This is a genomic window from Undibacterium sp. FW305-107, assembly GCF_058788535.1.
Genome location: NZ_JBYTAV010000002.1, coordinates 530,948 through 553,748 on the forward strand (window position 1 = coordinate 530,948; position 22,801 = coordinate 553,748).

General features: G+C 48.9%; 21 protein-coding genes. 11 read left to right on the forward strand and 10 right to left on the reverse strand.

Features of this window, described 5'->3' with window-relative positions; translation table 11 throughout:
* The first annotated feature begins 94 nt into the window (after positions 1-94).
* The 6 genes from cheY (at position 95) to AC3WQT_RS06515 (ending at position 9,037) form a co-directional block, all read left to right on the forward strand.
* Positions 95-484, forward strand: coding sequence for a chemotaxis response regulator CheY (gene cheY / locus AC3WQT_RS06490; RefSeq protein ID WP_110253727.1), 390 nt, complete (start codon positions 95-97; stop codon positions 482-484).
* A gap of 30 nt (positions 485-514) precedes the next feature.
* A complete protein-coding gene (locus AC3WQT_RS06495; RefSeq protein WP_492702966.1) occupies positions 515-805 on the forward strand; it encodes a hypothetical protein in 291 nt (96 codons plus the stop codon).
* Between the two features lie 122 nt (positions 806-927).
* Positions 928-2,145 carry an EAL and HDOD domain-containing protein gene (locus AC3WQT_RS06500; RefSeq protein ID WP_492702967.1) on the forward strand — a complete coding sequence of 406 codons (1,218 nt, stop codon included), beginning with the start codon at positions 928-930 and terminating at the stop codon, positions 2,143-2,145.
* A gap of 163 nt (positions 2,146-2,308) precedes the next feature.
* Positions 2,309-3,967, forward strand: coding sequence for a glycosyltransferase family 39 protein (locus AC3WQT_RS06505; protein ID WP_492702968.1), 1,659 nt, complete (start codon positions 2,309-2,311; stop codon positions 3,965-3,967).
* 137 nt (positions 3,968-4,104) lie between these two features.
* The gene (purL, locus tag AC3WQT_RS06510) at positions 4,105-8,100 is read left to right on the forward strand and encodes a phosphoribosylformylglycinamidine synthase (RefSeq protein ID WP_492703130.1); all 3,996 of its coding nucleotides are present in this window, start codon (positions 4,105-4,107) and stop codon (positions 8,098-8,100) included.
* 196 nt (positions 8,101-8,296) lie between these two features.
* Entirely contained in the window at positions 8,297-9,037 is a 741-nt protein-coding gene (locus AC3WQT_RS06515) for a substrate-binding periplasmic protein (RefSeq protein ID WP_492702969.1), read from the forward strand.
* A 61-nt stretch (positions 9,038-9,098) separates the two neighbouring features.
* Here AC3WQT_RS06515 and AC3WQT_RS06520 read toward each other — a convergent pair whose 3' ends face one another.
* From AC3WQT_RS06520 to AC3WQT_RS06555, 8 genes are all read right to left on the reverse strand, one after another.
* The gene (locus AC3WQT_RS06520; RefSeq protein ID WP_492702970.1) at positions 9,099-9,890 is read right to left on the reverse strand and encodes a peptidylprolyl isomerase; all 792 of its coding nucleotides are present in this window, start codon (positions 9,888-9,890) and stop codon (positions 9,099-9,101) included.
* A 50-nt stretch (positions 9,891-9,940) separates the two neighbouring features.
* Entirely contained in the window at positions 9,941-10,213 is a 273-nt protein-coding gene (locus AC3WQT_RS06525; protein ID WP_492702971.1) for a BolA family protein, read from the reverse strand.
* A complete protein-coding gene (locus AC3WQT_RS06530) occupies positions 10,210-10,833 on the reverse strand; it encodes a septation protein A (RefSeq protein ID WP_492702972.1) in 624 nt (207 codons plus the stop codon). The genes AC3WQT_RS06525 and AC3WQT_RS06530 overlap by 4 nt, the downstream gene beginning before the upstream one ends.
* 11 nt (positions 10,834-10,844) lie before the next feature.
* On the reverse strand, positions 10,845-11,240 hold the full coding sequence (msrB, locus tag AC3WQT_RS06535) for a peptide-methionine (R)-S-oxide reductase MsrB (RefSeq protein WP_425450863.1): 396 nt from the start codon (positions 11,238-11,240) through the stop codon (positions 10,845-10,847).
* Between the two features lie 20 nt (positions 11,241-11,260).
* Positions 11,261-12,739 carry a protein adenylyltransferase SelO gene (locus AC3WQT_RS06540; RefSeq protein ID WP_492702973.1) on the reverse strand — a complete coding sequence of 493 codons (1,479 nt, stop codon included), beginning with the start codon at positions 12,737-12,739 and terminating at the stop codon, positions 11,261-11,263.
* 101 nt (positions 12,740-12,840) lie between these two features.
* A complete protein-coding gene (locus tag AC3WQT_RS06545; RefSeq protein WP_492702974.1) occupies positions 12,841-14,685 on the reverse strand; it encodes a chemotaxis protein CheA in 1,845 nt (614 codons plus the stop codon).
* The gene (locus AC3WQT_RS06550) at positions 14,685-15,443 is read right to left on the reverse strand and encodes a protein phosphatase CheZ (protein ID WP_492702975.1); all 759 of its coding nucleotides are present in this window, start codon (positions 15,441-15,443) and stop codon (positions 14,685-14,687) included. The genes AC3WQT_RS06545 and AC3WQT_RS06550 overlap by 1 nt, the downstream gene beginning before the upstream one ends.
* Positions 15,444-15,698: 255 nt before the next feature.
* Positions 15,699-16,178 carry a putative toxin-antitoxin system toxin component, PIN family gene (locus AC3WQT_RS06555; RefSeq protein ID WP_492702976.1) on the reverse strand — a complete coding sequence of 160 codons (480 nt, stop codon included), beginning with the start codon at positions 16,176-16,178 and terminating at the stop codon, positions 15,699-15,701.
* 21 nt (positions 16,179-16,199) lie between these two features.
* Here AC3WQT_RS06555 and yaaA point away from each other — a divergent pair, with 21 nt between their 5' ends.
* A complete protein-coding gene (gene yaaA, locus AC3WQT_RS06560; RefSeq protein WP_492702977.1) occupies positions 16,200-16,976 on the forward strand; it encodes a peroxide stress protein YaaA in 777 nt (258 codons plus the stop codon).
* Positions 16,977-17,051: 75 nt separating this feature from the next.
* Here the strand turns inward: yaaA and AC3WQT_RS06565 are convergent, their stop codons facing one another.
* Complete coding sequence (locus tag AC3WQT_RS06565; protein ID WP_492702978.1) at positions 17,052-17,855, reverse strand: outer membrane protein assembly factor BamD; 804 nt, start codon at positions 17,853-17,855, stop codon at positions 17,052-17,054.
* 43 nt (positions 17,856-17,898) lie between these two features.
* On the opposite strand from AC3WQT_RS06565, the gene AC3WQT_RS06570 reads away from it, so the two are divergent.
* Positions 17,899-18,939 (forward strand): RluA family pseudouridine synthase, encoded by a 1,041-nt coding sequence (locus AC3WQT_RS06570; RefSeq protein WP_492702979.1) that lies wholly within the window; start codon positions 17,899-17,901, stop codon positions 18,937-18,939.
* Positions 18,936-19,748: a peptidoglycan editing factor PgeF gene (pgeF, locus tag AC3WQT_RS06575; RefSeq protein ID WP_492702980.1), complete on the forward strand. Its 813-nt coding sequence runs from the start codon at positions 18,936-18,938 to the stop codon at positions 19,746-19,748. The genes AC3WQT_RS06570 and pgeF overlap by 4 nt, the downstream gene beginning before the upstream one ends.
* A gap of 11 nt (positions 19,749-19,759) precedes the next feature.
* Here pgeF and AC3WQT_RS06580 read toward each other — a convergent pair whose 3' ends face one another.
* On the reverse strand, positions 19,760-20,005 hold the full coding sequence (locus AC3WQT_RS06580) for a hypothetical protein (RefSeq protein WP_492702981.1): 246 nt from the start codon (positions 20,003-20,005) through the stop codon (positions 19,760-19,762).
* A 144-nt stretch (positions 20,006-20,149) separates the two neighbouring features.
* Between AC3WQT_RS06580 and phaC the strand changes: the two genes are divergently transcribed.
* Positions 20,150-21,868, forward strand: a complete 1,719-nt coding sequence (gene phaC, locus AC3WQT_RS06585) for a class I poly(R)-hydroxyalkanoic acid synthase (RefSeq protein ID WP_492702982.1) — start codon at positions 20,150-20,152, stop codon at positions 21,866-21,868.
* A gap of 43 nt (positions 21,869-21,911) precedes the next feature.
* On the forward strand, positions 21,912-22,652 hold the full coding sequence (locus AC3WQT_RS06590) for a 3-ketoacyl-ACP reductase (protein ID WP_110253708.1): 741 nt from the start codon (positions 21,912-21,914) through the stop codon (positions 22,650-22,652).
* Positions 22,653-22,801 lie beyond the last annotated feature (149 nt).

Here is a 22,801-nt window from a genome sequence, read left to right on the forward strand (position 1 = left end):
AGAATTTAATGTGTTACAGCAATTTCACCACCGTTTTATCTCAATTTGTCCGATAATGCTAATAACTGTCCTTAAAGAAATAGTGGAGTAATTCATGGCCGATCAAAATCTCAAATTTTTAGTAGTCGACGACTTTTCTACTATGCGTCGCATAGTGCGGAATTTGCTGAAAGAATTGGGATATTCCAATGTCGATGAAGCAGAAGACGGTGCAATGGGACTGGCAAAACTGAAGAATGGTGATTTCGATTTCGTCATCTCAGACTGGAACATGCCTAACATGGACGGGCTGACGATGTTGCAGCACATCCGTGCTGACCCGGCTTTATCAAAAATGCCGGTACTCATGGTGACTGCCGAAGCCAAAAAAGAAAACATCATTGCTGCAGCACAGGCGGGCGCAAATGGCTATGTAGTGAAACCATTTACTGCAGCCACGCTGGATGAAAAACTGACAAAGATTTTCGAAAAATTAGGAAAATAGCAGAGCAATCAGCTTTCCCAGGAGAGGAAAATGAGTCTATCCGTCAATTCAGATACTCAAGTAGAAAATCTCCTGGGCAGCGTGCGGCACATGGACAAACTGTTGCGGGATAGTGTGCAAAGCTTGGTTTTGTGTCAGTGTTTAAAGTATGCAGGCGAAGGTACGCGAAATCAGCCTTATCGCTTTGGTGTTGCTGCCACAATTTCAGAAGAGGCAGTGCAGATATCCACTCTTGTGAGTGCTTGGTTCGTGCAAGTTAATGAACGATTGATTAGTCGTTGGATGGTAGTCGACGGCAGATTGCGCGTGCTGTTTGACTAGTGCGAGAATCAATCTACAACGTGATACCGGGCTTGTTTAAACCAGAATCAGTTTAATATTTGCACGACAGCCTTGAGTTCTGAATTTTTCAATCATATTAATCCAACATAAATAATACTAAGATGATAGAAGAAAGCTTCATCGTAAGGGAGCCCTTACTCGATCCTAAGCAACGAGTTATTGGTTTTCAAATTTCCTGGCAACAGCCGGATCAAAATGCAGAAGCAAGCACGGAAAGCCTGAGCGCCTTGCTTGAGTTTGTTGCGGTGCAATTGCAGGATGACGACAAAGGTTTCTTGCTTGGCGATAGCCTGCTGTTCCTTGAGGCAGTGCCTGAGTTATTGCATGCAGAGGGTTTAAAGCTGCTCCCCGCCAAGAATACCGTACTGATACTCCATAAAAAATACTTTGCTGACCCAGATACGCTGGCTGCGGTGACCGAGTTGCGCCAACTCGGTTACGGCATATGCCTGCGCGGTGCTGAAGTAACCACGCTGGAACGCGCTTATTTTGCGCAAATTACCCATCTTGAAGTTAAATTGAATGCCGCCAATTTTGCATCGCAAGCCAAGGTATATGCGACATTGAAGCAATCGACTGTCCGTATGGTGGCGCGCAATGTTACTGCCTGGCAGGATTTCGATGCATGCTCTGCATTGGGTCTGGATAGCTTTGTCGGTAAGCTGCACCTGACACCAAGACCAAGCACTGCGCCCAAGACTTTAAATACCTCGCAAACGACTATTTTGCAGTTGATGGAAATGGTCAGGAAAAATGCCGACATCCAGCAGCTTGAAGCCGTCGTCAAGCGCGATGCGACGCTGGCTTATAAGCTTTTGCGCTACATTAACTCTGCCGGTTTCGGCTTGCGCTCTGAAGTGCAGTCCTTGAAGCATGCAGTACAGATGCTGGGTTACAGCCCTTTATATCGATGGCTCACCCTGTTATTGGCAACTGCCAGCACCAGTGGTTATTCCCCGGTATTGCTGGAAACTGCCATCGTCCGTGGTCGTCTCGCTGAAATTTTGGGGCAGGGCAAAATGTCCAAGAGTGAAGCAGAAAATCTGTTTGTGGCAGGGATGTTCTCTTTGCTGGACAGGCTGCTTGGCATTCCTATGGAGGAAGTGCTGTCATCAATACAATTGCCTGAAGTGGTCACTGAAGCATTGATATCCCGTGGTGGCACTTACGGGCCATTCCTGGCGTTGGCTGAGGCATGCGAATTGAATAGCATGCTGGTCGGCTCTCTTGCAGAATCCTTGAAGATCACTCCACCTGATTTGAACGCAGCCCACATGGCAGCCCTGGTTTGGGCGAAAAATGTAGCCTCTGTAGCCTGATTAATCGATACCTTGAAAAAAGACAAGCAATTTGCTTGTCTTTTTTTGCTTTATTCACCAAGAGTGGATAAAGTTCGCTACTTGAAAATTAAATTGAGACAAGTCCCATTTTCCCGGGAAATAATTCGCCCCATCTATGAATGTTGTGCAAGCCAATACTGAAGTGAGTCAACCCGTCATACCTGCCTGGCTGGTATGGGTACTTACCATCTTCTTTTTGGCTTATGGTCTGGGTTGCTATCCGATACTGGATAACAATGAAGGCCTGTATGCGGAAATCCCCAGGGAAATGCTGGCATCTGGCGATTGGCACCATTGGATTATTCCGCATCTGAATGGTCTGGCCTATATGGAAAAGCCACCATTGTTGTATTGGCTAACGGCGATTTCTTTTGCGATCTTTGGCGAGAATGAATGGGCGGCCCGGATAGTGCCTGCGATGTCCGCATTTTCATGCGTGGCGCTGATTTTGTGGTTTGGGCGTCAGATTGCACGTGTCTCAGCCTCACGGCTGGCTGCTTTGATGTTTATCAGCGGCCTGGGTGTCATGGCCATGTCGCGTACCCTGATGTTTGACATGCTGTTGGCGGTATTTCTGACTGGTGCGCTGATGTTTGGGTACCTGTACAGCGTTTCTGGTGAAAAGAAAAAACTCAATTGGTCTTTGGGAATGCTCGCTTTCGCATTGTTGGCGAAAGGCTTTGTAGCGATCATTTTATTTGTGGCTGTGACATTTGTTTACACCATACTGTTTTCCAGCTCAACAGGCGATTTTTTCAAAAGAATTCTGGCCTGGTTTAATGCCAGGGCGATTGCCATTTTTTTGCTGATCGCCTTGCCATGGCATATTGCCGCCATCCTGGCCGAACCCATATTTGCCTGGTTTTATTTCATTAATGAACATGTGCTGCGTTTTTTGGGCAAACGCGAGCCGCATGATTATTATGCCGGTGCCTGGTGGTATTACCTGCCAAGGATGGTGATCTATTTATTCCCCTGGTCTTTCTTTTTGCCTGTGCTTTTATTCGTCAAGGCGCGCCTGCAAACACCAAGAACCCTGCATTTCTTCCTGGCTTGCGCCTGGATCATGCCAGTTTTGTTTTTCTCTTTGTCCAGCGCCAAGGCGAATTATTATCTTGTCGTTGTCATGCCATTGGCTGCCCTGCAGCTTGCCATCGCTTTGGAAGACAGAAACCTGGGCACGGCTTGGGGCAGAGGGCTGGTAGGCCTGGTCTTATCAGCATTGTTTGGTGCTCTCGCCTGGTGGGTAGGGAAACAAGTAAATCATCAGATATCTTCCCTGATGATTTATGGCACGAACGGGAAGCAGTTTTTGCAAGCCTTCATGACATCAGCCTGTGTTCTAAGCGCAGGTATCGCGGTGCTTGCCTGGCGCAAACCGGGTGTTGGGATATTGCCATTCATCGCTTTGCCCGCACTGATGTTGCTGGCGTTTATCGGTGTTTTGCAAGCGTCGTCGCAGTGGACTTCTACTCTGCCGCTGGTGACTGAATTGAATACCGCGCCCGACAAACGCGAAGTATTTTTATTTAAAGTATTCGAACATCAATCCTCGCTACCATTTTATTTGAAGCGGCCGGTACGGGTAGTTGAGAGTCGCAGCAGTGATTTGTTTTGGGGAAATAAGCTGCATAAAAACGAGATTGTTGTTTCAGATACTATTTTTGATAAAATTACCAACGAGCAATTGGTCAGTCTGGTCGTGCTGGATGAAGATCTGGCAGGATTTAATGATAAAAAATATGCACATAAATTCAAAAACAGTAAAAAAATCGGTCGCAGCACCCTGTTTATGAATTGAGTTTGGCAGTCAAGGCAATTTCTTCCTGCTGGCGTCTGGAGTCGGGTAGGGCATCAAGGTATAATCACGCTTTCTGATCCAACCAGCAAATGTGCATGGCAGGTTTTGTGTACATTGCCTCAACTACCTCACTCACCATGTTGATATTGCCAGGCTCCAACGCCCTGTCTGCTTTTCGTACCTCCGGTCTCCTCTCTCGTTTGCAAGCTGTTGATGCCAATATTGTCGGCGTCAGCGGACGCTATGTTCATTTTGTCGATACAGCATCTGAACTGGCCAAGGAAGACGCTGACCGCCTGAATGCTCTGCTGGTGTATGGCGATGCCTTTGCTGCCAGCAGCGAAGGTGATATGTTTGTCGTGATCCCACGTTTTGGCACGATCTCGCCATGGGCCAGCAAGGCAACAGACATCGTCCATAATTGCGGCATGACGCATATCCATCGTCTGGAACGCGGCATTATCTATTATGTACAGGTCAAGACAGGTTTGCTGGGCGGTACCAAAAAGCTTGCTGATAGCAGCCGTCAACAGGTGGCAGCATTCTTGCATGATCGCATGACAGAAATGGTGCTGGCCGATCCGCAGCAAGCGCAGGCGCTGTTCTCTGAACTGGTTGCCAAAGAGCTGGAACATGTAGACGTACTGGAAGGTGGCAAGGCAGCCCTGCTGCAGGCGAACACTGAACTCGGCCTGGCTTTATCTGACGACGAGATTGATTACCTGGTAGACGCCTTTACCACGGCTAAACGCAATCCGACTGACGTTGAGCTGATGATGTTTGCGCAAGCGAACAGCGAGCATTGTCGCCACAAGATTTTCAATGCAGACTGGACTATCGATGGTCAGAAACAGGATAAATCCCTGTTCCAGATGATCAAGAATACCCATGAGTTGCAGCCCAGAGGCACTATCGTTGCCTACAGCGATAATTCTTCCATCATGGCAGGTGCAGTCGTCAAACGCTTCTTCCCATCCGGTAAAGACCAGGTGTACAAGGTCACAGAAGAGTTGACGCATACTCTGATGAAGGTGGAAACACATAATCACCCGACAGCTATTTCTCCATTCCCAGGTGCTTCTACTGGCGCGGGTGGTGAAATTCGCGATGAAGGTGCAACCGGTCGTGGCGCACGTCCAAAAGCTGGCCTGACCGGTTTTACAGTATCCAACCTGATGTTGCCAGGCGCGCGCCAGGCTTGGGAAAATGCCGGTGACAGTCTGACTGCAAAAGTCGATGCGAATGCCTACGGCAAGCCAGACCGTATCGCCTCACCGCTGCAAATCATGATAGAAGGCCCTTTGGGTGGTGCGGCTTTCAATAACGAATTTGGCCGTCCGGTTCTGGGTGGCTATTTCCGTACATTCGAACAAAATGTCGGTGGTACGGTCTATGGCTATCACAAGCCCATCATGATTGCCGGTGGTATCGGCAATATCTCGGACAGGCATACCAAAAAGAATGATCTGCCGGTAGGTACGCTGTTGATACAGCTGGGTGGACCAGGCATGCGCATAGGTATGGGTGGTAGTGCTGCTTCTTCGATGGCAACGGGTACTAACACTGCCGATCTGGATTTTGATTCTGTGCAGCGTGGTAACCCTGAAATGGAACGTCGTGCGCAAGAGGTCATCAACTCTTGCTGGCAGTTGGGTGATGATAATCCTGTCCTGTCCATCCATGACGTAGGTGCTGGTGGTTTGTCAAATGCCTTCCCTGAAATCACCAATGATGCCAAGCGTGGTGCCTTGTTTGATTTGCGCAAAGTACCGCTTGAAGAAAGCGGCATGGCGCCGAAAGAAATCTGGAGTAATGAATCGCAGGAGCGTTATGTCCTGGGCATAGCACCAGAAAGCCTGGAACTGTTCCGTCATTTCTGCGAACGTGAGCGTTGCCCGTTTGCTGTGGTGGGTACTGCGACTGAAGAACGTCAATTGCGCGTCATTGACCCGCTGAATGATACTTCACCAGTCGATATGCCCATGAATGTCTTGCTGGGCAAACCGCCAAAAATGCACAGGGATGTTGTCCATGTCAGCAATGATTTCCCAAAAATTGATTTGACAGGCATCGATCTGCAAGTTGCCGCTGAGCGTGTACTGAGTTTGCCTACGGTTGCTGATAAATCATTCCTGATCACCATTGGTGACCGCACAGTGGGTGCTACTTCAGTGCGTGACCAGATGGTAGGCCCATGGCAAGTGCCGGTGGCTGATTGTGCCGTGACCACAATGAGCCTGGAAGGCTACCTGGGCGAAGCCATGTCCATGGGCGAGCGTACACCGTTGGCCGTGATTGATGCTGCTGCGTCTGGCCGTATGGCCGTTGGCGAAGCCATCACCAATATTGCGGCTGCGCCGATCAGGGATATCTCGGATATCAAACTGTCTGCCAACTGGATGGCAGCCTGTGGCCAGCCTGGCCAGGATGCCGCCCTGTTTGATACGGTAAAAGCAGTTGGCATGGAATTGTGCCCGGCACTGGGTATCAGTATCCCGGTCGGTAAAGATTCTTTGTCCATGCGTACCACCTGGAAAGACGAAGGGCAAAGCAAGGCCGTGACTTCGCCGGTATCGCTGATTATTTCTGCTTTCTCGCCCGTCTATGATGTACGCAAGTCACTTACGCCGCAAATACGCCTGGATCAGGGGGATACCAGCCTGATTTTGATCGACCTGGGCCGTGGCAAGAATCGCCTGGGTGCATCCTGCTTTGCGCAAGTCATGCAGCAACTGGGCAATGACGCACCGGATGTTGATAGTGCAGACGACCTCAAGGCCTTCTTTGCCGCTATCCAGCAATTGAATAGCGAAGACAAATTGCTGGCTTACCATGACCGCTCTGACGGTGGTCTGTACGCCAGCCTGTGTGAAATGGCATTTGCTGGTCGTGCTGGCTTGTCTGTCAATCTGGATATCCTGACCATGGATAGTGAACATGCGGCAGACCAGGGCGATGCCAAGAACTGGGCCAGCCAGGTGTCTGAACGTCGTAATGACATGACCTTGCGTGCCTTGTTCAATGAAGAACTGGGTGCCGTGATCCAAGTGCGTACTGAACAACGCTCAGAAGTCATGGACATCTTGCGCAGCTTTAATCTGGGTGCCTGCAGCCATATCATAGGCAAGCCAAACAACAGCGGGATCATTGAATTTACCCGCGATGCCAAGCAAATCTATACGCAGCCTAGAACTGCCTTGCATCAGTTGTGGAGCAAAACCAGCTGGCAAATTGCCCGCCTGCGCGACAACCCCGCCGGTGCTGATGCTGAATATGCGCGCATCGTGGATGCTAATGATCCAGGCATGCAGCCTAAATTGAGTTTCGATCCGCAGCAAGACGTGGCAGCGCCATTCATTGCGACTGGCGTACGTCCCAAGGTTGCTATCTTGCGTGAGCAGGGTGTGAATTCGCATATAGAAACTGCCTATGTCATGCACAAGTCCGGTTTTGAAGCGGTAGACGTACACATGAGTGACCTGATTGCTGGCCGCGCAAAACTGACTGACTTCAAGGGCTTGATCGCTGTCGGTGGCTTCTCTTATGGTGATGTACTGGGTGCAGGCGAGGGCTGGGCAAAAACGATTTTGTTCAATGCCATGATGTCTGATCAATTCTCACAATTCTTCCACCGCGATGACACCTTTGGTCTGGGTATCTGTAATGGTTGCCAGATGATGAGTAATTTGAAATCCATCATCCCTGGTGCGCAGGCATGGCCCAAATTCACCAAGAACAAGTCTGAGCAATTTGAAGGCCGTTTTGCCATGGTAGAAGTTGCTGAGTCTGCTTCCATCTTCTTCCAGGGTATGGCGGGTACGCAAACACCTATCGCTATCGCTCATGGCGAAGGTTTTGCTGACTTTTCAACGACTGGTGACATCGCCAAGGCACAGGTGGCCATGCGTTTTATCAATAATGCAGGCACGGCAACGGAAGCTTATCCTTATAACCCGAATGGCTCACCGCAGGGTATTACCTCGGTCACCAATGAAGATGGCCGCTTTACCGTGTTGATGCCACATGCCGAGCGTGTATTCCGCACTGTCTTGCATTCATGGCATCCAGATGGTTGGGGTGAGGATTCTCCATGGATGCGCATGTTCCGCAATGCGCGCGTCTTTGTCGGCTGATTTGTTCCTTTGCAAGGCAGTGACGGACTGGCAATGGTAGGATTGCAGGAACGATGGGCGAAATCATGGAAGTGATTTCGCCCGTTTTATTTGCTTTACGCTTTATGAAGATGATTTACATTTTGAATCCAGAATAAAGCGTTTGAGGTGTGCAGCTTTCCTTATAATGAATCGCAGGGAAACTTTCTCCAGATAAATGCGATATTTGCTATTCTTTGCCATGTTGTTTGCCTTGCACACTGCCGGTGCAGCAGAGCGCTTGCGCGCCTGTGGCGGAGATAGTAACTGGCCCCCCATGTCTTATATCAAGGCTGCAGGAACGCCGGTTGAAGGTTTGTCGGCAGATATTTTGCGAAATATCTTTGCTGACCCAAAAATAGAACTCAGACCCTGGGCCCGCTGCCTCGCCGAGGTGCAGGCGCGGGAGGGATTCGATATTGTGATGTCGGTATTCAAAAACCCTGAGCGCGAAAAGATTTACCTGTTTTCCCGCAGTTATCATAGCCTGACACCTTCCTATTTGTATTCAGCCAAGCGCTTCTCGCAAGCTCCCCTGCAAGTACTCAATGACCTGGAAAAATACAAAGTGTGTTCTTTGCACGGCTCATCGACTTTCTATACCCGCCTGCCAGCCTCTGCGATTGAGAGTGGCGCAACCAGTTACACCAGTCTCATGCGTAAAATTGAACGTGGGCATTGTGACATTGTGGTGGATATGCAGGAGGTATTGTGGGGCTTTGCCCGCTTGAGCCTTTTGCCGCTGGATATGAGTACTTACAAAATATTAAACTTGCCACAGACTGAAAAATACCCCCTGCATTTTGGTGTCAGTAAGGAGCATCCTCAGGCAGCACAAATCATAGAGCAACTGGATAAGGGCCTGGCTGAATTGCAACGAAATGGCAAACTAAACAGTATTATCAATAAATACCAGTAAAAACAGTAGCCAGAATGCAAAAAGAGGCGCATTGCGCCTCTTTTTAAATTGAACCAAGCTTTTATTGGATCTTGGCTTTTTTGATCAGGGACTGTTGATAGACCTGGATACGCTGCTGTGAAATACCGTCAACAAATTCACGTTTCACTTCTTCAACAGTTGGGAATTTCGCTGTGCGCGTGTCATCCAGTTTGATGATGTGGAACTTGTCTTTGCCCTGGCCATCGGTCAGTTTTACAGGAGTTTCTGTAAATTGGCCTTTTTGCAGTTTGGTAAATGCCTGGGTAAATGCTGGTGGCCAGTTATTTGGTGTAGACCATTCCAGATCACCGCCTTTGGACGCTGTACCAGGATCTTTGGATTGTTTGGCCAGTTCGTCAAATTTGGCGCCAGCTTTCAATTTGGAAATGATTGCTTTGGCCTCATCTTCTGTATCAAGCATGATGTGATACAGGTGATATTCTTTGTCACCTGCCTGAGCCTTCAATTTATCGTATTCGGCTTGAACTTCTGCGTCAGTTACAGGGTTCTTTTTCAGATAGTCGATCATCATCGCGCGAACCAGAATGGTTTGACGCGCTTGTTCTATAGCTTGTTTTACGTCGGCGTTTTTGGCCAGTCCGGATTTCTCTGCCTCTTGTATCAAGACTTCATTGGCGATCAGGCTTTGTTTGATCTGTGCACGTAACTGAGGCGTATCCTGCTGCTGGCCTTGCGCTACCGCTTGTTTTACCAATAATTCGAGTTGGCTGGCTGGAATAGCCTTGCCATTAACCGTAGCCAGATTTTGAGCCATTGCAGGCAGGGCAGTTGCAAGAAGTACCACCAGCAAATGAGCAGGTTTAAAAGTCATTGTCTGTTCCTAAATAACAAAATAAAAAAAACGGATTATAAATAAACTGCTTAGGTCGCTATCTCTGACGGACTCAATGCCACAATATTGAGGGCATGAATTTCCGTTTGCATCATATCGCCAACGGCATCATACACTAGTCGATGGCGGGAAATACGGTTTAATCCCTCAAATTGTTGACAGACTATTCTTACACTGTAATGACCTGCACCACCTGCTGCACCGGCATGGCCGCGATGGGCTTCGGAGTCATCCGTTAATTGACACTGAGTTGGCAGCAAGGTTTCCGTCAGGCGTGCTAATATTTTTTCCTGGCGTGTCATTGGGCTGGTTCTTCCATATATTTAGCCAAAAACAGGCTTTGGATGATGATAAATGCCGGCATGATAGCAACCACGGCGATTAATTTGAAATTTGCCCATGTGTCTGTGGAGAAATTAAATGCTACATACAGATTGACGAAGCCCATCAGCAAGAAATAAAGCATCCAGGCATAACTAAGGCGAGTCCAGATTTGCTCTGGCAGTTTGATTTGCTCGTCCATTGCCATTTGAATCAGGTTTTTCTTGAAAACAAGCTGAGCCAAAGCAAATGCACCAAAATAGCACCAGTACAACACCGTAGGCTTCCATTTGATAAAGGATTCACTCTGGAAGTACAGGGTAGCACCGCCGAACACCATGATAATGATGAAGGAAATCCATAACATGGCATCCACTTTTTTACGGCGTATAAGCAGGTAGCCAATCTGGCATATAGAAGCGACCAGTGTAAGTGCTGTCGCCAGCAATATGGGAGCCAGTTCAGCAGTCGTTACACCACCAGAGACGATGCCGGAAAAATAGTCAGAGACCAGCGATTGCGCGGTAGCCGGATTTTTTTCACCCCATTTGAAGGTGATAAAAAACAGAACTACCGGAAACATGTCAAAAAGGAATTTCATTTACAGACAACTCAGGTTGCAGGGTCAAATTTCAAGGAGGCCGAATTAATGCAATAGCGCAACCTCGTAGGTGGCGGTCCGTCGGGGAATACATGTCCCAGATGGGCGTCGCAGATATTACACAATATCTCAGTGCGCGTCATGCCATGAGATGTATCAACTTTTTCACGTACATTGGCCGGATTAATTGCCTTGAAGTAACTTGGCCAGCCGCAGCCAGAGTCAAATTTAGCATCTGAAGTAAATAAGGGCGTGTTACAGCATACGCAAGTATACGTGCCTACCTCATGATGGTCCCAGAATTTACCTGTGAAAGCGCGTTCGGTAGCTGCATGTCTGGTGACTTCATATTCCATTGAACTTAACTGCGCTTTCCATTCGGCATCTGACTTTACAATTTTACTCATGATTCCCTCTGCATTTTTTTTCAGGATGAACAACTGACTTCCAGGTGCTTGGCCCAGTCAGGCGGCAATTCTGCATAATCTTCGTGTTCGTCTTGTTCCTCATAGGGATTTTCCAGAATATGCAATAATTTCCTGACTTCTGAAAAGTCCTTCTTCTGCGCTTTTTCTATTGCTAACTGAGCAAGATAATTTCTTAAAATATATTTAGGATTGACTGACAACATGCTGGTCTGACGAGTCAGCTCATCACTTTGTTCTATTGCCAGGCGTGCCCGGTAATTAACCAGCCATGCATCCAGGCTATCCCTGTCCAGGAACAAATCGCGCAGTAGCTCATCCTTGGTCGATTTCTGATTCGAAAGCTTACTCAAACAGCGAAAACTCAGGGTGAAGTCTGCATGATTACTTTGTAACAAAGTGAAAAAGCCAGCAAATAAGTCCAGATCAGCTTCGTGATCTGTCTTCAGGCCAAACTTCTGATGCATGAGCGCTGTCCATTTCTGGCGATAAATGGCCGGGTAATGGCTTAGCGCAGCATTGGTGTCATCAACACTACCTATGAGTGGCGACAAGGCTTGCGCCAGAGCCTGGCAGTTCCAGTTACCTATCGCTGGCTGCATGCGGTAGGAATAGCGTCCTTGCTGGTCAGTATGGTTGCAAATATGTTTTTCATCGTAAGCCTCCATGAAACCGAATGGACCATAGTCCAAAGTCTGGCCGATGATAGACATATTGTCGGTATTCATGACGCCGTGCATAAAGCCGACAGCCTGCCAATGCGCCATCAGTTCGGCAGTACGCGTGGTGACCTTGGAGAGTAATGCCTGGTATGGATTATTTTCTGTCTGTAGTTCAGGGTAAGACTGTGCGATGACATAATCGGCGAGTAAACGCAAATCATCCATCCTGTCGTTATAGTACCAGTGCTCAAAAGAACCAAAGCGTACAAAGCTTGGAGCGACGCGTGCGACAACGGCGCTGGTTTCTGGCGTTTCGCGGAATACCATCTGGTCTGACCCTATGACGCAGAGTGCGCGTGATGTCGGTATGTTCAACGCAGCCATCGCTTCTGAACATAAAAATTCGCGTATGGATGAGCGTAATACTGCCCGGCCATCACCCATGCGCGAATACGGTGTCATGCCTGCACCCTTTAACTGTATTTCCAGATGTTGTCCATCATGAGACCTGCCACCAAGTAGCAAGGCGCGGCCATCACCCAGTTGACCGGCCCAGACGCCAAACTGGTGGCCCGAATAAACGGCTGCCAGGGGTTTGCTGCCAGGCAGGACCTGATTGCCGGAAAAATAATCGAGAAATTCAGGGGAGCCCAAACTGGCATGATCGAGGTTCAATTGCGCCGCAACTTTATGGCTGGCCGCCACCAGATAAGGTTTATCTATGGAGTTGGCCGAAAGATGGGTAAAGAAATGCGAGGGGAGATCTGCAAACTTATTCTCCAGCATGAAATCTTGCAGAGAGAGTGGGGGAGTGGTCATGACGCGCCATGTGGCTGTGAAAAGAATAAACGCATTTTGACAGATTTGGTCAAAATGCGTTTATCAGATGAAGCTTGCTGATTTATTGAATTGGGCAGGAATTAAGCCGTGATGCGTTCCCGCGTCTTGCAACCATCAATCAGGAAAGACAGACTGATCACCAGGACCAGCTCACCTTCAGCAGAACGGGCAGTACCGGTAATGCCAGGTGTGCTGATGCAAGTCAGTGGTTTGATCACCAGGTCAGCTGTGCCATCAACCGCATCGACAGACAAGATGTAAGGGCTAGGGGCGGCAATGACGATACCAACTCTTTCTGATGCCGGTGTATAACCTAGTATCTTGCCCAGTGATTTGACTGGCAAAGGCCGGCCAAGATCGCGCAAAACAGGCTGGCCACCGACGCTTTCAAAGGTTTCTGGTAATTCAACCACGCGCTGCACGGTTGCCATTGGCAATGCCAACGAAGCACCATCTGTGCGAACCAGCATGGTCGGTACGATAGACAGCTCAATTGGCAGGCGGATCAGGAAGGTTGTGCCTGTTCCCAACTGAGAGGCTATGCGTATCGCGCCGCGGTGGCGTTCTACAGCGGTTTTTACCACGTCCATACCGACACCGCGGCCAGATACGCTGGACGCGACTTCTTTGGTCGAGAAGCCTGGCAAAAATACCAGTTGGAAAGCTTCGTCGTCGGTACGGGCATCATGCACATTGATCAAGCCCTTGGAGACGGCTTTATCGCGCAGTCTTTGTGCGTCCATGCCTTTGCCGTCATCTGTGACCTCGATCATGACGCTGCTGGCTTCTTGCCAGGCTTTTAAGGAAATCGTGGCACGCGGTGACTTGTTGGCATTGATGCGTTCTTCAGCGGTTTCTATGCCATGATCAAGCGCGTTGCGCAACATATGCACCAGCGGATCATACAAGCTGTCAACGACAACGCGGTCCACTTCTGTCTCTGCACCGGCAATGTTCAAGTCAACTTCTTTGCCGAGGTCACGTGCCAATTCCCTGATCAGTCGTGGGAATTTCTGGAATAAACGTCCCACAGGCTGCATCCGTGTCGCCAGCGTGGCGCGTTGCAGCTCGGTTGAGTAACGGGATGCGCGTGTCAGGGTTTCAGTCAGGGCAGACATCAGTGGTGCGGCCTGGCCGTCAAACTTGAATTGCGATAATTTTTCCAACAATACTGCTGCCTGATTGGCTGCCTGCACGGATTCACCGGCAACTTCCAGCAAGACATTCAGTTTGACCGCATCTATACGTATGCTTTCTTCTTTTGCCGGGGCATTCTGTTTGATTTCGGCACCGGACAAGGAGGATTTGACTGCTTCAGTCTCCTCTCTTTGTGCGGGAGCCTGCGCTTCTTCTTCGACGGCTTCTGCAGTGTCGGCTACGGCTTCTGGTAGTGTACCTGCTGGTGTCACCGCACGGAAATAGGCTTCCCAGTCGAGTTCGCCGGTATTCTCTTTTTTCGCTGCTGGCTCGGCGGCTTTTTCTACTGGCTTGGGTGCATCGGCCGTCTTGGCTTTGGTTGCGGCTGGTTTCTTGCTGACGCCCTTCATTTCTATGGCATCAGTCAGCATTTTTTCCAGCGACTTGGGCATGGTCGAGAGTTTGTCCGGCTCGGTGCCATTGTTCAGGGCGGTAAGCTGATCGGCGACAAAGCCACTGGCTTCAAGCGCTGCTTCTATGGCCTCGGGCGTGACAGGAACTTGTCCAGTGCGCAGGGCATCGAAAAGATTTTCGGTTAAATGGCAGGCCGATACCATGGCGCTCAAATTCATGAAGCCTGCGCCACCCTTGATCGTATGGAATGACCGGAATACGGCATTCAGCGTATTCATGTCGCCCGGATTGCGCTCGAGTGAAAGCAGATGTTCTTCTACATTGGTCGCCAGATCGAGCGCTTCGACGACAAATTCTTTGAGCATGTCATCCATTAGAAACCCAGACTATCAAGTAGGTTATCTACATCATCCTGTTCCAACGCTGCGTTCGGGACGGAAGGGCCTTCCATCAATTCTACTGCTTTTTCCTTCAATTCTATCGGTGCATTATCCAGCAGAATTTGCGTCAGTTCGTGTTCAACACGTTTGTTGATGGCCACCACTTTTTTGATCAACTGACCAGTCAGATCCTGGAAGTCTTGCGCCATCATGATATCCAGCAAACGCGCTTTTTCAGCGTCTGTGGCAGTCAGCACATTATTGGCAAAAGTCTTGGAGTCGGTCGCCAGGGACTTGAATTCGTCAACGCTAAGTTTGCCATCAAACAGGTCCGTCCAGCGCGCATCCATGGACTTGGCTTTCTTGGCCAGTTCATCTTGTTCAGGCATGCCCAGATCTGTGGCGTTCAAGACCTTGTTGGCAGCCTGCTCAGTAAGTGTGGCGACATATTCAAGCCTGCCCTGGGCATCTGCAATCTGCACTGCAACATCTGACAGTGAACGGTCATAGCCCAACTCGCGCATGGAGTCATGCAGCATTCTGACGATGCCACCCAAGCGGTCAAAAATGGGCTTGGTGGCGTCTGCATCATCACTGTGAAAATTGAACTTGGCAGGAGCCGGTTCCTGCAATATAGGTTCGCTAATCACAGTAGGTGCTGCTTGGGAAGAGGGGGACTCTACATTGGTTTCCAGGCGCTGATTGGCCATTTCTTCAAACAATGCGTCCAGATCATCTGCTGAATCGGTCATAGTCCTTGGTTCTCCATAATCGCATTGATCATTGTGTAAAGCTTCACAAATGTCACGGTGTGTCAGCGAGAGTATGCAGAAATGTTCTGAGTGCTGCTGCCATTCAGATACCACGTTTCCGCATGGACTCCGGTTTTTTCCTGATTTATTTTGCTTAAATCAAGGGGTAATTTTTATCCATGAACAAGACTGCTTTTTGCTCTTGTTCATAGTAGCAGGACATTACCGAAGAATAACTCAGAGTAATAAAATTTGTCATTCTTTTGTTACTCCCGATGCAGTTTTGTCACATTCTTTTACGTAAGTTCGCAAAAATTGTTCGGGCGTCTCTATCCTGAACATGCCAGCCTGCTTCATTTTCCTGGCGAGTTTGAGCAGGGCCTTGTCTTTGGTAATGAGAACTTCGGCTTGAGTATCACGTGCAATTTCTAAGAATTTTTGATCATCCTTGTCACTGCACACCGGGAGTTTGTATCCAGTCGCAACAGGAGTCAGGCAATTGATGTGTGCATCAAACAGGGCTGTTACGGCTTCGGCGCTTTCATGTCTTGCAGCGAGGTGGGGGTAGCTGAGTACGGCTATCCATTCATCCCGGCAATCAGTGCGTGTCAGTGCCTGTAACTGCCCATTGCTGAGTTCATCAAGCAAAACTGACCATCTGGGGTCTTTGAAAACAAATAAATCCAGACATACATTGGTGTCAAGAATTACGCGCTTAGGTATGATGTCGGTCATTTTGTCTTTTAAATCCAATTTATGCTCATTGTATTATCTCCGGCCAAAAGTCTGGACTTTGAAACACCCGTAAGGACCAAAACCATGACTACGCCACACTTTCTTGCTGAGGCTGAGGAATTGGTGGAAATTGCCAGAACATATACTTCTGATCAACTGGCTGAACTCATGGATATTTCTCCTGCACTGGCGCAATTGAATGTGCAGCGTTTTGCAGACTGGAAGCTCGAAGTCAAACCGCAAAACAGGAAGCAGGCAGTATTCGCATTTAATGGTGATGTGTATGAGGGGCTCAATGTCAGCAGCCTGACTTCTCCGCAACTGAAATACCTGCAAAATCACGTGCGTATCTTGTCTGGCTTGTATGGTTTGCTACGTCCTCTTGATGCCTTGCAGGCTTATCGCCTGGAAATGGGAACGACGCTTGCCAATCCTCTTGGTAAAAACCTGTATACCTACTGGGGCGATAAAATAAGTTTACAGTTAAGTGATGCTATTCAGCAACACAAATCACAGATACTGGTGAATTTGGCATCGGATGAGTACTTCAAGGCTGTTCGACCTGCAGTTTTAGGTGTACCTGTGATTTCTCCTGTGTTTCAGGACTGGAAGAATGGCAAATACAAGATTATTTCTTTTTATGCCAAGCGCGCCAGAGGCTTGATGGCCAGATATAGCGCACAACAGGGCATACGCAAGGCAAATGACTTGAAAGCCTTTACGGAAGAGGGGTATGCCTATTGCGAAGAAGAATCAACCAAGACTAGCTGGGTATTCCGACGGAAGATTGAAGATTAGATGGCGTAGGTAATTTTCATCTGGTTCAGCCATAATTCGTCAGGACATGCGCATGTCCTGACGTGACATGAGGTTTTACCAGAATTTCCACCATGCATTACGCGAACCGGCTTTGCCGCTCAGGTAATCGCTTTTCGGGAAGTTTTGCAAGAAGACGCGGTTTGCATCATCACGCAGCTCTGTCATACCCATGGCATCGTAGGAGCGTATTAAAATAAACATCGCTTCTTCAATGGCAGGCGCATCCGGATATTCCTTGATCGCGGCTTGGGCACGGTTGGCAGCAGCCAGGTACGCACCGCGACGCAGATAGTAGCGCGCTACGTGTACGTCGTATTGTGCGAGGGCGTTTACCAGATATTTCATGCGCAAGATCGCGTCTGGCGTATACTTACTGTCTGGGAACTGGATTGCCAGTTGTTTGAAAGCGTCAAAAGAATCGCGGGAAGCTTTAGGGTCGCGTTCAGTAATGTCCTGATTAGCCAGGAAATTGAACAAGCCAACCTGGTCATTGAAGTTGATCACGCCACGCAAGTAATACATATAGTCTACATGACTATGATTTGGGTGCAGCTTGATAAATCGTTCAACGGCGGCCAGTGCTTGCGCCTGATCACCTTGTTTGTAATAAGCGTAGGCAGTTTCCATCTGCGCTTGTTGTGCGTAAGTACCGAAAGGGAAGCGTGATTCAAGTTTTTCAAAGTACTGAATTGCCTTTTCATAACCCCCACTGGACATTTCGTCTTTTGCTTCAGCGTATAATTTTGATGCTGACCAGGTTTTGGTCTCATCGCCTTTTTCACCAAATACCCCGCAGCCGCTTAAACTTAAGGACGCGGCAACAGCCAGAACCAGCAATTTCAAAGATTTAATGTGCATAAATTTGTGCGTGAGCATGAAAACAATTTACGGATTATAGCCGATGGCAAAAAATGTGAAACAAACTACTACAGTGATTTTGTCAGATTCCGACCTGGACACTGAATTAGAAGGGCTGAACGATACCACCGAAGTGGACGAAGATTTTGCCCTTGTAGTAGAAAATATAGAATTAAAGCTCACTTCAGAAGCCTGTGGTGAGCGTTTGGACAAGACTTTGTCCAAACTGGTTCCACAATATTCAAGAAGCCGTATCCAGCAATGGATAGAAGGCGGGTTCGTCAGCGTTGACGGCAAGCCAGGTCGCGGCAAGATGACCATGCTGGGTGATGAAAAGATCATCATCGAGCCACAGGCAGCGCCCGACGAAGGTGCTTATGCACCGGAAGACATCCCTTTGGACGTGGTGTATGAAGATGATGACATCCTGGTCATCAACAAACCGGCTGATATGGTGGTACACCCGGCAGCAGGTAACTGGTCAGGCACTTTGCTCAATGGCTTGCTGTATCGCTGGCCTGCTTTGCTGGGTGTGCCACGCGCTGGTATCGTCCACAGGCTGGATAAAGATACTTCTGGCCTGATGGTGGTTGCCAAAACCCTGATTGCTCATACTGAACTGGTGCGCCAGTTGCAGGACAGGACAGTCAAGCGTGAATATAATGCACTGGTATGGGGGACGCCTAATTTGTCGGGGACTGTCGATGCGCCTATGGCCAGGCATCCGCGTGACCGCATCAAGATGGCAGTTTCGCAAAGCATGCTTGCCAAACCTGCTGTCACGCATTTCCAGCGCGTAGCTGCTGGCATGCTGGAAAAATTCCCTGTCAGCCTGGTGGCCTGTCAACTCGAAACTGGCCGTACCCATCAGATACGCGTACACATGCTGTCACTGGGCTTTCCTCTGGTTGGCGATCCTTTATATGGCAAACAGCATCTGGCGCGTTTCTTTCATCGCCAGGCGCTACAAGCGCGCAAGCTGGGTTTGACACATCCGACCACAGGCGAGCATGTGGAGTGGGAAATCCCCTTGGCTGATGATTTTGCAGCATTGCTGCTGCAGGCAGGTATACAGACAGTATGAAACCAGACAGCAAGGACTTAACTGCTCTTGCTCCTTTCCCGGTAGTGCTGCCTGACTGGCAGCACGCGCCCGCTACCGTGCGGGCGTTCACCACTACCCGTCATGGTGGGGTCAGCCTTGGCCCCTATGGTGATGCAGCCGGCAGCGCTGGCCTTAATCTCGGTGACCATGTCAACGACAATCCCATCGCAGTAACACAGAATCGGGATAAATTAAATCGTCAATTGCCTTCGGATGTCATATTCTTATCACAAGTGCATGGCAATATAATACTTGATGCTGCTGATCTCGCTTTTGGCAATGTCAGTAATATCGGTGATGCTGTGCTCAGTACGCAAGCCGGGCAAGTCTGCGCTGTGTTGACTGCCGATTGTTTGCCGGTTTTATTTACCGATGTTCGCGGTAAAGTCGTCGCCGCAGCACATGCGGGCTGGCGCGGGTTGGCTGGTGGCGTATTACAAAATACCGTATCAGCTATGCGTGATAAGGGGGCTCAGGAAATTATTGCCTGGCTTGGTCCGGCAATAGGGCCGCAAGAATTTGAAGTTGGACGCGATGTATTGGATGCTTTTGCTGCGCAACTTCCTGATGCGCAGGCTTATTTCAAAGCACGAGCCAGGCAGGGTGGGGCGGAAAAATATCTGGCTGATCTTTGCGGGCTGGCAAGAAAATTGCTAAATGATATCGGTGTTAGTCAGGTGTCTGGTGGTGACCGTTGTACAGTGACTGAAGTGGCGGAATTCTATTCTTATCGACGTGACGGAATCAGCGGAAGAATGGCGAGCCTGATCTGGATAGCACCAGATTGAAGGTTTTTAGCTTAGTCGGCTTTGGTTTCGGTTGGCCGATGATCTTCTGAAACTGTTGGAGTTTCAGATTGTTTTTGCAGTGCAGCTTGTTTTTCCAGTCGTTCACGCTTGCGCTGTGGTGTGCGCATCAGGTATAAAACTATTGTTAAAGGAAAAACGCAATACAAGAGGAAAGTCATGATGCCTGCGATGACGGAGTGTTCTGTGATCGACATCATCAGTACGACATAAATCCAGGCGATTGCAACGATATACATAGAAACCTTGTTACTTATTATTGTGAATGCTTGATATGGATACGTATTGGCATGCAATAGTGAGGACTGTATTGCAGCTTATTTAGTCAGGGAAAGAAAGCTTAAAATTATTTCGAAACGATACGCGAAAATCAGGAGGCACGCATGAAGACTTTCGATCCTCAAGCTATGTACTCCGAGTGGATGTCACAGCTAGTGAATCAAGACAAATGGCAGGAGTGGATGAAACCTGCCGCAGCAATGAACCCAATGCCAGCAGCCGACATGCTGAAGGACCTGGGGGCGCAGATAGACCCCGCCACCATGACGCGCTTGCAAACGGAGTATATGCAAGAGTTTGGCAAGTTATGGCAAGACTTTGCCGTATCCAAAATCCCTGATCTCAATGACAGGCGTTTTTCTGCCCCGGACTGGCATAACCATGCCATGCACTCTTATAGTGCAGCGTCTTATCTGTTGAACGCACGCTTTTTGATGGCCATGGCAGAGTCTGTGCAGGCCCCAATCAAGACAAAACAGAAAATCGGTTTTGCAGTGCAGCAAATGATTGACGCCATGTCTCCGGCTAATTTTCTGGTCACCAATCCCGAAGCGCAAAGCAAGCTGATCGAGAGTAAGGGTGAGAGCCTGGCCAAGGGCATTACCCAAATGCTGGCCGATATGCAAAAAGGCCGTATCTCCCAGACAGATGAGTCAGCCTTTGAAGTTGGTAAAAATGTCGCCACATCGGCCGGCACTGTGGTCTATGAAAATCATTTGTTCCAACTGATTCAATATCAGCCAACCACCAAAACCGTACATCAACGCCCTCTGTTGATGGTGCCACCTTGTATCAATAAATTCTATATCCTGGATTTGCAGCCTGAGAACTCGGTCGTGCGATATGCAGTCGATCAGGGGCATACTGTATTCCTGGTGTCCTGGGCTAATCCAGATGAAAGTATGGCCGAAGTCAGCTGGAACGACTATATCGAAGACGGCGCCATACAGGCCATCAAGGTCGCGCAAAAGATCAGTAAGCAGGACAAGGTCAATGCTTTCGGTTTTTGCGTAGGCGGCACCATCGTCTCTACGGCCTTGTCGGTGCTGGCAGCTCGTGGCGAACACCCGGCCAGCAGTCTGACTTTGCTGACTACTTTGCTCGACTTTACGCAGACTGGTGTACTCGATGTGTTTGTCGATGAAATGCAAGTCAAGATGCGTGAACAAACCATAGGTCGCCGTGGCATCTTGCCCGGTAAGGACCTTGCCAGCACTTTCTCTAGCCTGAGGGCAAATGACCTGGTCTGGAATTATGTCCAGTCAAATTACCTCAAGGGTGAAGCGCCGCCGCCATTTGATCTCCTCTACTGGAATGCCGATAGCACCAACTTGCCTGGCCCCATGTTTTGCTGGTATCTGCGTAACACCTATCTGGAAAACAAACTCAAGCGGCCAGGTGCGTTGACGGTTGCAGGCAGCAAGGTCGATCTGGGCAAAATTGATGCACCATGTTTTATCTATGGTTCGCGTGAAGATCATATCGTGCCATGGCAGGCGGCTTACGCCTCTACCGCTTTGCTCAATCCCCGTCATAAAAATCGCAACCGTTTTGTGCTGGGGGCTTCGGGCCATATTGCGGGTGTTGTTAATCCCCCTGCCAAGAAGAAAAGAAGTTATTGGACTAATGAGCAGACCGGCCTGGATACAGAAAGCTGGCTCGCTGGTGCAACTGAACACCCTGGTAGCTGGTGGCCAGAATGGTCAGCCTTTTTGGGTGAGCATGGCGGCAAGATGGTGAAAGTGCCTGCTACGCCTGGAAATGCAGAGTTTCCTGCAATTGAAGCCGCACCTGGACGTTATGTGAAGGTAAGGGCAGATTGAAGGTTTGTTGTTAAGTAATTAAAATTCAATGAGGAGAACAAGTATGTCAAAACGTGTTGCTTATGTTACTGGTGGTATGGGTGGTATTGGAACTCCAATTTGCAGGCGCCTGTGCAAAGACGGCTATACAGTGGTTGCCGGTTGTGGTCCCAATTCAGCCCGTAAAGATAAATGGCTGGCAGATATGCGCGCTGAAGGCCTGGATATTCATGCTTCTGAAGGTAATGTGTCAGATTGGGAATCAACCAAGGCAGCCTTTGAAAAAGTCAGGGCAGAAATTGGCGAAGTGGATGTATTGGTCAATAATGCCGGTATCACCCGCGACGGCCAGTTCCGCAAGATGAGCAAGGCAGATTGGGATGCTGTCATGGATACCAATTTGAATTCCCTGTTCAACGTCACCAAGCAAGTCATTGATGGCATGGTGGACCGCGGTTGGGGTCGTATCATCAATATTTCTTCTGTCAATGGTCAAAAAGGCCAGTTTGGTCAGACTAACTACTCAACGGCCAAAGCCGGTATTCATGGTTTCTCCATGGCCCTGGCACAGGAAGTGGCAACCAAGGGTGTGACGGTCAATACAGTATCCCCAGGCTATGTCGGTACTGACATGGTTAAGGCCATACGGCCTGACGTGCTGGAAAAAATTGTGGCTGGCATCCCTGTCAAACGTCTGGCTGAGCCCGAAGAGATTGCCTCTATTGTTGCCTGGATTGCATCAGATGAAGGTGGTTATGCCACTGGTTCAGACTTTTCCATCAATGGTGGTTTGCACATGGGTTAATCACTGCGCTAACTCAGGAATGGTCAGGAATTAGAATAAATTTTTTAAATTGGCTTTTTAGCCTCCCTGATTGCTGTCTTTCTTCTGCAGTGCGGTAAAATATGCCCATCAGAGTCGCAAGATTTCGATGGGCATATCTTTTGCAGGCT

Bases quoted from the DNA above. Each gene is read 5' to 3' on its own strand.
- yaaA (WP_492702977.1), top strand. From the start codon at position 16,200: ATGCTCATTGTATTATCTCCGGCCAAAAGTCTGGACTTTGAAACACCC.
- cheY (WP_110253727.1), top strand. From the start codon at position 95: ATGGCCGATCAAAATCTCAAATTTTTAGTAGTCGACGACTTTTCTACT.
- AC3WQT_RS06495 (WP_492702966.1), top strand. From the start codon at position 515: ATGAGTCTATCCGTCAATTCAGATACTCAAGTAGAAAATCTCCTGGGC.
- AC3WQT_RS06570 (WP_492702979.1), top strand. From the start codon at position 17,899: ATGGCAAAAAATGTGAAACAAACTACTACAGTGATTTTGTCAGATTCC.
- AC3WQT_RS06545 (WP_492702974.1), bottom strand. From the start codon at position 14,685: ATGGATGACATGCTCAAAGAATTTGTCGTCGAAGCGCTCGATCTGGCG.
- AC3WQT_RS06540 (WP_492702973.1), bottom strand. From the start codon at position 12,739: ATGACCACTCCCCCACTCTCTCTGCAAGATTTCATGCTGGAGAATAAG.
- AC3WQT_RS06520 (WP_492702970.1), bottom strand. From the start codon at position 9,890: ATGACTTTTAAACCTGCTCATTTGCTGGTGGTACTTCTTGCAACTGCC.
- AC3WQT_RS06525 (WP_492702971.1), bottom strand. From the start codon at position 10,213: ATGACACGCCAGGAAAAAATATTAGCACGCCTGACGGAAACCTTGCTG.
- AC3WQT_RS06550 (WP_492702975.1), bottom strand. From the start codon at position 15,443: ATGACCGATTCAGCAGATGATCTGGACGCATTGTTTGAAGAAATGGCC.
- AC3WQT_RS06590 (WP_110253708.1), top strand. From the start codon at position 21,912: ATGTCAAAACGTGTTGCTTATGTTACTGGTGGTATGGGTGGTATTGGA.
- AC3WQT_RS06515 (WP_492702969.1), top strand. From the start codon at position 8,297: ATGCGATATTTGCTATTCTTTGCCATGTTGTTTGCCTTGCACACTGCC.
- msrB (WP_425450863.1), bottom strand. From the start codon at position 11,240: ATGAGTAAAATTGTAAAGTCAGATGCCGAATGGAAAGCGCAGTTAAGT.
- AC3WQT_RS06530 (WP_492702972.1), bottom strand. From the start codon at position 10,833: ATGAAATTCCTTTTTGACATGTTTCCGGTAGTTCTGTTTTTTATCACC.
- AC3WQT_RS06500 (WP_492702967.1), top strand. From the start codon at position 928: ATGATAGAAGAAAGCTTCATCGTAAGGGAGCCCTTACTCGATCCTAAG.
- AC3WQT_RS06565 (WP_492702978.1), bottom strand. From the start codon at position 17,855: ATGCACATTAAATCTTTGAAATTGCTGGTTCTGGCTGTTGCCGCGTCC.
- phaC (WP_492702982.1), top strand. From the start codon at position 20,150: ATGAAGACTTTCGATCCTCAAGCTATGTACTCCGAGTGGATGTCACAG.
- AC3WQT_RS06580 (WP_492702981.1), bottom strand. From the start codon at position 20,005: ATGTATATCGTTGCAATCGCCTGGATTTATGTCGTACTGATGATGTCG.
- AC3WQT_RS06555 (WP_492702976.1), bottom strand. From the start codon at position 16,178: ATGACCGACATCATACCTAAGCGCGTAATTCTTGACACCAATGTATGT.
- pgeF (WP_492702980.1), top strand. From the start codon at position 18,936: ATGAAACCAGACAGCAAGGACTTAACTGCTCTTGCTCCTTTCCCGGTA.
- purL (WP_492703130.1), top strand. From the start codon at position 4,105: ATGTTGATATTGCCAGGCTCCAACGCCCTGTCTGCTTTTCGTACCTCC.